This is a genomic window from Thermoanaerobaculia bacterium (assembly GCA_035260525.1).
Lineage (GTDB): Bacteria > Acidobacteriota > Thermoanaerobaculia > UBA5066 > DATFVB01 > DATFVB01.
Window position 1 is genome coordinate 1 of record DATFVB010000316.1, and the last position, 9374, is coordinate 9374.

Annotated in this window: 5 protein-coding genes; 2 read left to right on the top strand and 3 right to left on the bottom strand. The window is 68.9% G+C overall.

Going from position 1 to position 9374, the window contains the following annotated elements:
* Positions 1-836: 836 nt before the first annotated feature.
* A complete protein-coding gene (locus VKH46_14975) occupies positions 837-2258 on the bottom strand; it encodes a hypothetical protein (protein HKB72148.1) in 1422 nt (473 codons plus the stop codon).
* Between the two features lie 58 nt (positions 2259-2316).
* Here VKH46_14975 and VKH46_14980 point away from each other — a divergent pair, with 58 nt between their 5' ends.
* Positions 2317-4380 carry a M13 family metallopeptidase gene (locus VKH46_14980; GenBank protein ID HKB72149.1) on the top strand — a complete coding sequence of 688 codons (2064 nt, stop codon included), beginning with the start codon at positions 2317-2319 and terminating at the stop codon, positions 4378-4380.
* A gap of 90 nt (positions 4381-4470) precedes the next feature.
* On the opposite strand, the gene VKH46_14985 is transcribed toward VKH46_14980, so the two are convergent.
* A complete protein-coding gene (locus VKH46_14985) occupies positions 4471-5025 on the bottom strand; it encodes a hypothetical protein (GenBank protein ID HKB72150.1) in 555 nt (184 codons plus the stop codon).
* Between the two features lie 569 nt (positions 5026-5594).
* Complete coding sequence (amrS, locus tag VKH46_14990) at positions 5595-6713, bottom strand: AmmeMemoRadiSam system radical SAM enzyme (protein ID HKB72151.1); 1119 nt, start codon at positions 6711-6713, stop codon at positions 5595-5597.
* Between the two features lie 95 nt (positions 6714-6808).
* On the opposite strand from amrS, the gene VKH46_14995 reads away from it, so the two are divergent.
* Positions 6809-9334, top strand: coding sequence for a hypothetical protein (locus VKH46_14995; protein HKB72152.1), 2526 nt, complete (start codon positions 6809-6811; stop codon positions 9332-9334).
* Positions 9335-9374: the final 40 nt, after the last annotated feature.

The following is a 9374-nucleotide window of genomic DNA, read 5'->3' on the forward strand; positions in this document are numbered from 1 at the left end:
CCTTAGCGGCCGGCCGGCAACCCGCATCCCGCCGGGCTCGCGCCTCGCCGCGCTTTCAGGTGATTCGGAACCGAGAGAGCTTCTACTCACATCGAGGGTAGGCGGGCGCGGCGATGCATCGAGCCGGGCGGGCGCGTGCTGCCGGCCGTCCGCACGACGTACGCTCTTCGGTACGCCTTAGCGGCCGGCCGGCAACCCGCATCCCGCCGGGCTCGCGCCTCGCCGCGCTTTCAGGTCTTCTCAACTGATTCGATTACCTTCGGTAACGCCGGTAGGCCGGCGCGGACCATAGGGGTCGTTATACGACTCCGTCGGACTCGGCGCGGGCTCGACGTACGTTTTCAGTACGCCTTCACCCGCGCCGAGCCCGCCGGAGCCGTCTTCCAACCCCTCTGGCTGCGCCGTTTCGTTATGAGTGACCCGGATTTCGTGGGGCAGCGCGGCCGCATCGTCGCGATTGCTGGTGACCCGTCATTGCGAGGAGCGCAGCGACGACGCAATCTCCAGAGCCATGGAGATTGCTTCGCTTCGTTCGCAATGACGAAGCGTGCGGGACGTCCGGCAGAACGAGTCGTGACGGCGCGGCACAACCCTGGCCGATACCTCGGGGCTCTTCGCATCGCGGGGGACCCTGCGCGAAGTAACCGAGCGGAGGTCCCGCGATGCGGGAGCGGGAGCGTCGGCGAGGGGGTGGCGGGTTCGCGGTCGAGTCACATGAGGTCGCGAGCAAAGCGAGCCGCATCGCGACTTCTCCCGGCGGGAGAAGGTGGCGGCCGAAGGTCGCCGGATGAGGGACGAGCCGCGAACCCGCCACGCGCCCTCGGTCCCCGAGCCAGCTACCGCGACGGTAGCGCGGCGTGGAGAACCGCTTCCCGTTCCGACGAGCTCGAAATCTCCCGCTCCGCGAAATCCATCACGGCCCGCCGCTCGCCGGGGTCGAGCGCCGCCCTCTCGAGCAGGGCGCGGATGGCGCGGCTCTTTTCCGACGAGGATTCGATCGTCCGCGCGCACTCGAGATACGCCGGAAACGACACGGCGTCGATCGGGAGTCCCGCGGCCTCGACGAGGAGCTCCGCTTTCTGGGACGAGGAGTCGATTCGCCGGGCGGCCTTGAGGACCGCGGCGAGGGCTTCTCCCTTGATTCCGCCGCGAAGGAGCGCCGACAGGGCCCGGCGGGTCTCGGACGAGGAGTCGATCGTCTCCGCCGTGTCGAGATACGCGGTGAGCGCCGCGCGAAAGGCCGCCGTGGCCGGCGCGCACTCCTCGAGGAGAGAGGCTTTCTCGGATGACGAGGAGATGCTCTTGCCGGCGGAGAGGATGCGGGGCAGCGCCTCCGCCGGAAGGTTCGGGTGCCGGGCGAGGCTCGTCAGGGCGCGCCGCAGCTCGGAGGAGGACGCGATCGACTCGGCGGCGCCGGCGAGGAGCTCGATCGAGCCGGCGTCGGCCGCCTGTCTTCCGACGCGCTCGATCGCGGTCGCCGCTTCGGAAGAGGAGGAGATCCGGCCGATCGACCGGGCGTATTCGCGGGCGGATGCGGGAGGCACGCCCCTCCTCTCGGCGATCGCCGCCAGCGCGGCGCCGCTCTGGGAGCTCGACGAGATCTCCGAGCACGCGCGGGCGAGCGCGGCCGTGAGATCGGGGTCGGGGGGAAGCCCGTCGGCGAGCTTCCCGAGAACGCGCCGCAGCCGGCGGCTCGAGAGCACGGTGCGGGCTGCCGTTTCGACCGCGCGCTTCCCCGTGGCGGCGTCGAGCGGGCCGGCGGCGAGAAGCTCCTCGAAATAGATCTCCTGGGCCGCGCCGCTTTCGAGGCCGCCGACGGCGGCGAGGAGCCGGTCCGCTCCGCCGCGAAGCAGCCGGCGGGCCTCGCCTCTGGCGCCGACCGCCGTCACGCGCGCCGCTTCGGGGAGATTACGGGCGAGATAGTCCCGGGCCTGCTCCGGACTGCCGCTGCGCTCTCCGAGCCAGAGGCGAAGCTGCGGGCGGCCGTCCGGGCCGGGAGTCACCCGAATCCTGCGCGTCGTGAACAGCCGCCGGGTGCTGATCTCCAGCCACGATCCGGGAGCGAGGGAAACGACGCTCTCCCGGTCGGGCGAGAGCTCGATCGGGCCCTCGAAGCGGACCTCGAAGCTCGTGAGCCCCGACGACCGGTAGTAACGGTTCGAGCCGGAATCCTCGACGATTCCGAAATGGACGTCGGCGCGGGCGGAGGCGGCCGCGCCGAGCAGAAGGAGGGCGGCGAGGATTCGGGTCGATTTCATGTTCTCACTCCCTTTCGGGGTGAACGGGAACGGCGGGAAAAAGTTCTATGATTTTCGCATGACGAAAAAGAGCTTCCGCCGGCCCGGGGGCCTCCTGCCGCTCGCCTTCGCCGGGTTCCTGGCGGCCTCGGCCGCACGAGCGGCCGACCTCGCCGTCCCGTCCGGGGACATCCTGCGCTCCCACATCGACCCGGCCACGAGCCCGGCGGCGGACTTCTTCCAGTACGCCAATGGAGGCTGGCTCGCGAAGAACCCGATTCCTCCGTCGGAGAGCGGCTGGGGAATCGGCGACCTGGTGGACGAGGAGATCTACGCCCGCATGCGGAAGATCAACGAAGACGCCGCGGCGTCCGAAGCCGCGCCCGGGACCGATGCGCGCAAGATCGGCGACTTCTGGACGACGGCCATGGACGAGGCCCGGGCCGACGCGAACGGCCTCGCGCCGCTCGCGGCCGAGCTCGACCGGATCGACGCGGTGCGCGACCTTCCCGGCGCGATCGACGCCGCGATGGCGCAGGCCCCGCTCAGGACCCTGGCGTTCTTCTCGTTGCGCGTCCTCCAGGACGAAAAGAAGAGCGACGCGATGGCCGTCACGCTCTGGCAGGGAGGGCTCGGCCTTCCGAATCGCGACTTCTATTTCAACACCGACGAGAACTCGGTCAAGGTCCGCGCGGGCTACGTCCAGTACGTCCAGCGTCTCCTCGAGATGAGCGCCCGGGGCCGCCCGGTCCCTCCCGACGCCGGCGAGCGGGTCGTCGCTTTCGAGACGGCGCTCGCGAAGGCCTCGCGCAAGCTCGCCGACCTCCGCGATCCGGAGAAGAACTACAACAAGATGCCGACGGCGGAGGCCCGGGACGATCTCACTCCGTCGATCGACTGGCCGGCCCGGCTCGAAGCCTTCGGCCTCCGGGGCGCGGACACGGTCATCGTGGGGCAGCCGGAGTTCTACTCCGCGCTCGAGCAGGAGCTCCGGAAGACCCGGGTCGAAGACCTGAAGAACTATCTCCGCTTCCACCTCGTCGACACGTACGCCCCCTATCTCGGCCGGGCATTCGACGACGCCCGCTTCGATTTCCGGGGAAGGCTCCTCTCGGGGCAGGAGGAGCAGCGGCCGCGGTGGAAGCGCGTGGTCGACGCCGAGGAGCGGGCAATGGGAATGGTGGTCGGCAAGCTCTTCGTCCAGACGTATTTCCCGGAGCGCGCGAAGAAGCGCTACAGCGATCTCGTGGAAAGAATTCGCGACGCCTGGCGCGACCGGATCGAACGGCTACCGTGGATGAGCGCGGAGACGAAGGCGAAGGCCCTCGAGAAGCTCGCGAAGATGACGAAGAAAGTCGGGTACCCCGACAAGTGGAAGGACTATTCCACGCTCGCGATCGGGCGCGAGTCGTTCGCCGCGAACGTGATGGCCGGCACGCGCTGGTGGTTCCAGGACATGCTGGGGAAGTTCGGGAAGCCGGTCGACCGCGCCGAATGGGAAATGACGCCGCAGACGTACAACGCGTACTACAACCCGTCGAACAACGAGATCGTCCTCCCCGCGGCCGCGTTCACGATCCCCGGCATTCCCGACGACGCTGCCGACGACGCGCTCGTCTACGGCTACGCCGCCGCGTCGACGATCGGCCACGAGATGTCGCACGGCTTCGACGACGAGGGACGGCAGTACGACGCGTCGGGGAACCTCCGGGACTGGTGGACGAAGGAGGACGCGGACCGCTTCCGGTCGCGCGCCGAGCGGATGGTCGCGCAGTTCGACGCCTACGAGCCGCTCCCTTCGATGCACATCGACGGCCGGGCGAGCCTGGGCGAGAACATCGCGGATCTCGGCGGCGTGCTCGTCGGCCTCGACGCCTTCGAGAAGACGGAGCAGTACCGGAAAGGGGAGAAGATTGCCGGGCTCACGCCGATCCAGCGGTACTTCCTCGGCTACGCGCTCGGCTGGATGGGACAGATCCGGAAGGAGAGGCTCGCGCGCGCCCTGCTTTCGGACGTGCACGCCCCCGAGAAATGGCGGGTCAACGGGCCCATGGCGAACGTGCCGGAATTCGACGAGGCGTTCGGCGTGAAGGCGGGTGACGCGATGTGGAGGCCGGAAGAGGTTCGCGTGAAGATCTGGTAGTCGCAGGGTCTCGCGGGCGGCAAGCACCCGTCCGGCTCGATGTATCCGCCTTCGCCAAGGCTTCGGCGCGACCAGTCGCCGCGCGCTGGCTCAAAAATAGAATTTGATTCCGCCGCCGAGCTCGAGAAAGTTCCCCTGCACCCCCTCGGCCGAGTGCGCGACGTGGTACCGAGCCGCGACGTCCACGGCGAACGAGCGGGTCAGGAAGAAGTCGGCGCCGGCGCCCCCGAACCCGCCGAGCTTGATCGTGGCCGAAGTTCCCAGCCGTCCGAGGTCCGTTCGGTACGCGCCGAGACCGCCCTGGATCCAGGGATCGACGTACCGGCTCACGACGAAATGATGCGCCGCGATGGCGTCGAGATACGCCACGTTCACGTGGCCGCCTTCGAGCGAGGCGCGGTAGAAGCCGATCGCCGCTCCCGCCGACACGTGGCGGCAGAAGAAGTATTCGAATCCGGCGTCGAAACCGGCCGTGTTGCCGGCCCGCTTCTCCTGCGCAACGACGAGGTTGGCGTTTCCCCATGCGTCCGAGGCGCCCCTGGCGGGCATGCGCTCCGGCGGCGTGTAGGACTGGGCGACGGCCGGGACGGCGAGGAGGGCGGCCGCGGCGGCGATCAGGACCGGTGCGATGGCTCGATGAGACACGAAAAGCCTCCTTTCGCGATTTCGCCGAAATTGATTCAAGTGTCGTGCCATCGAGCAGACCGAAGTCGCGAGCCGGCCGAAAGAAGAAGTCGCGAGTCCGGCAGTCACGCGCCGCGAGTCGGAGCCGCCGGGCACCGCCTGTGTCATTGTTGAGAAAGTCGGCCCCACTTCGGCCATCCTGGTCGCTTCGGTCCCCGCTGCCAGCCCTTCGGTCGCCGCTGTCATCCTGAGCGCAGCGAAGGATCTGCTCGCGGCTCGCTCGAGGGTAAGCTCCGCGCAGGGATCTACTCCCGGCCGGGTAGATTCTTCGTCGCTTCGCTTCTCAGAATGAGAAAGTCAACTTTCACCGCCCATCGGGGAGATCCCATCGCATGGCAGTATTGCGATAGCGTATTCGATGAATCCGAGCCTCGGAGAGGCGAGCGTTCCGCGAGACTGGAGGTGCTCGCGCGCGCGCTCGGATTCTGCGAATACGCTTCGCTGTCGCTCGCAAGGACGAGCGTGGGCACGCGAGGCTCGCGTCCCCGATCCGGACTCGTGAATCGTTCGCCGACTCGCGACTCTCGCGATCAGATCATCGGAATCGGGATTCCGAGGCTCTTCGTCACGCCCCCGCCTTCCCAGAAGCCGGGGATCGCCGTCCCGCAATGGAAGCACTTCCCGTCCGAGATCCGGTTGCGGGTGACGACGAAGCCGCGCCGTTCGACGAGTGTGGTCGCGCAGCTCGGACAGCGGGTGTTCTCCCACTCGCCGACGCCTCCCGGGACGTTGCCGGCGTAAACGAAACGCAGCCCCTCCTCCACGCCGATCTCGCAGGCGCGCAGCAGCGTTCGGGCCGGCGTCGCCGGCGTTGCGTCCATCTTGTAGTCGGGGTGGAAGGCGGTCACGTGCCAGGGGACGTCGCGCGAGACCGACGCGATGAAGCGCGCCGCGTCGCGGAGCTCCTCCTCGGAGTCGTTGAAGCCGGGAATCACGAGCGTCAGACATTCGAGCCAGAATCCGAGGGCGTGCACGCGCCGGATCGAGTCGAGCACGTTGTCGAGCACGGCGCCGAGCTCGCGATAGTGCTTGTCGCGCATCGACTTGAGATCCACCTTGTAGAAGTCCACCCAGGGCCGGATGTACTCGAGCACCTCGGGAGTCGCGTTTCCGTTGGAGACGTACGCGCCCCGCAGTCCCTGCGCCCGGGCGGCCGTGAACACTTCGACGGCCCACTCCGACGTGATGAGCGGCTCGTTGTACGTCGAGGCGAGGACCGGCGCCCCGAGCTCGCGGGCGATCCGCACGAGCTCGGCCGGGTCGACGTCGCGGGGCGGCGCCGTGGCGTTGGCGTCTCGGAGCGTCTGGGACGTGAACCAGTTCTGACAGTACGCGCAGTGGAGGTCGCAGCCGAGCATTCCGAAGGAGAGCGCGAGCGCTCCGGGGATGACGTGATGGAACGGCTTCTTCTCGATCGGATCGCACTGCAACGCGCCGACGTATCCCCGCGGGACCTGGAGGACGCCCTTCTCGTTGTACCGGACCTTGCAGACGCCGACGGCGCCTTCGGGGATCGGGCAGCGGTGGCCGCACGCGAGGCAGCGGAGACGGCCGTCGCCGAGATCGCGGACGAGCGCCGGAGCCGCCGGAGCCGTCCGGGCTTTCAGGATCTCGGCGAGAGACGATGCCGGCGCCATGAAGCGGTCCACCGCAAATCATATGCCGGCGCCGCCGTGCCCCTCCCGTCCCCGACAGAGGACGGCGGCGCAACTTTCCGTGGCGTCGATTCGGTTAGAATCTGCCGGTGAAAAAACTGGTCACCCTCATGGTCATCCTCTGCCCGCTCGCGGCCGCCGCCCAGGGCTCGATCTTCGGTGTCGGCGCCGTGGTGCATCCCCTCCAGAAGCACGACACGAACGATTTCAAGGACCAGACCACGTTCGCCAACGGCCCGCGGCTCGTCCCGGCGTCCGGGGGCATCTGGTTCCTCGAGTCCAACGCCGACCGGATCGCGTTCTACAAGGACGACGCGATCACGGAATGGCCGGTCCGTTCCCGCGACTACGCCAACCCGTACCGGTCGATCGGCGCGAACCCCTCCGACTTCGAGGTGGACGGCACCGACATCTGGTTCGTCGAGAACGGCACGAGCGGGATCGATCTGAACGAATCGGTGTTCGGCAAGCTCGACACCGTGACGAACCAGATGACCGAGTGGATCCTGCCCGTCTCAAAGCCCGCGGGCTTCGTGCGCGAGCCGGACGGGACCGTCTGGATCGCGATGTCGCAGGGCTCGCTCATCCACGTCGACTTGAACACGCTCGAGGTCGCCGCCTACCGCGGCCCGGCCTCCTTCGCGTATTCCGGCCTCGTCGCCGGCGACGACGGGATGCTCTATCTCACCGACTTCGGCAACAGCCGGATCGTCCGGATCGACCCGGCGACGCTCGTCGAAACCGCCTGGCAGCCCTTCGATCCGGCGAAAACCCAGTCGGAGCCCACCCAGCCGACGCTCGACGGCGCGGGAAACGTCTACGTCGCCGAAGTCGTGGCCGGCGGCTCGGTCGCCCGGCTCAACCTCGCGACGGGGCAGTACGACCGGTTCGGAGCGGGATACCTGCTCGACCCGACGCATTTCTTCCTGCAGGGGAACTTCATCTACGCCGTCGAAACCGATCCCTCCGGAGGGGACGGCCGGTTCGTCGTGGTCGACACGAACCTGGCGCCGAAGGTGACGATCCAGACGACTCCGGTGACGAGCACGCTCGTCGCGCTCCCGGAGCCGGCGGCGCGCGTTCGGTCGACGACCCTGACGCCGCTTTCGTTCGCGAGCGCCGACGATCCCCCGGACGCCTCGATCGCGGCGGCCACTCCGAAGGAGGGGATCTCGCGGTTCACGCTTCCGAGCGGCACGCTCCTCCCGACGAGCACGTCGTACTCGATCCTGCCGGTCAACGGAAAGATCGTCTCCGGCGTGCGCGGGGCGCTCGTCGAGTTCACGCTGCTCCCGTCGGCCAACGCGGCGGATCTCGTGGTGCCGCTCGCGATCAACTCGAAGAGCGGAACGATCCGGACGGATTTCGTGCTGTACGACGGAGCGGCGCCGAGCGGCGCGCTGGCGGCGACGTTCTACGCCACTCCCGTTCCGCCGCCGTTCTCGAAGTCGTTCTCGCTCGGCCCGAACGTCACCCTCACGGTTTCCGACGCTCTCGGGGCGTCGCAGCTGAACGCCGGCGACGCCTTCGGCTCGCTCGTCTTCACCCCCCCGGCCGCCGACGCGGGCAACGCCGACGCGCTTTCCCGGACCTACGTCGTGCGCCCCGACGGCGGGACCTACGGGTTCGCGCTGAACGCGCAGGGGACCGGCTCGGCGCTCGCGCCCGGCTCCTCGGGAGCCGTCTTCCTGCAGACCCAGCCGGGGGAGATCTCGATCCTCGGGATCTTCTCGCCGACCGGCGCGACCGGGACGGCGACCCTTCACGGCGCGGACGGGACGATCCGCGGGAGCTTCCCGTTCTTCCTTCCGTCGAACAACCGCCAGGAGTACAACCCGGCGTTCGCCGCGTTCGGCGCGGCCGCCGAATCGGGCGATTACGTGACCTTCGACGTCTCCTCGGGCGATCTTTTCCCCTACGCGACGCTCTACCAGTCGACCGGAGACGCTGCCGTCGAGCTGGCGGTCGTCCCCCGGACCGACGTCGTCGTCCCCGTCGCGGGGTCGGCGCCGGCGTTCGCGGCCCTCGGCGGGACGGTCGTCAGCGAGCTCCTGCTGGCGAACCCGTCCGGCGGCGCCGCGCCAGTGACGCTGGACTGGTTTCCCGCGTCCGGCGACGCGCCCTCGGAGTCGATCGTGACGGTTCCCGCGGGCGGCACCGCGGTCGTGCCCTACGAGAACCCGGCGCTCGGATTCGGCAGCATCGTCGTCAAGAGCGCGGTCGCGGTCGACGTCGTCGTGCGTTTCGCGAACCGCACCTCCGCGGGCGACTTCGCGTCGGCGGCGCGGCCGGTGACGGCGGGCTCGACCGCCGGCCGGTTCCTCGTCGGCTCCGACGCGCGCCTTCACCGGACGCTCTTCCTCTACAACCGCGGAACGGCGGGGACGGTCGTGCTGACGTTCCGCGACCGGGTCGGCGCGATCCGGAAGCTCCAGCTGCCGGTCGGCGACCACCGGCTCCTGATCGTCGGCAACGCCGGCGCGCAGGTCGGATCGGACGGCGGGCGGATCGAGTACTCGGGCTCGGCCGGGACCTCGTTCTACGGGTGGCTGAGCGGGACGGACAACGTTACGGGGGACTCGGACGCGGAAGAAGCTTTCCCCCTCACTCCGTAACGGCCGCCGCGATACATCGAGGGAATACGGGCGCGTGCGC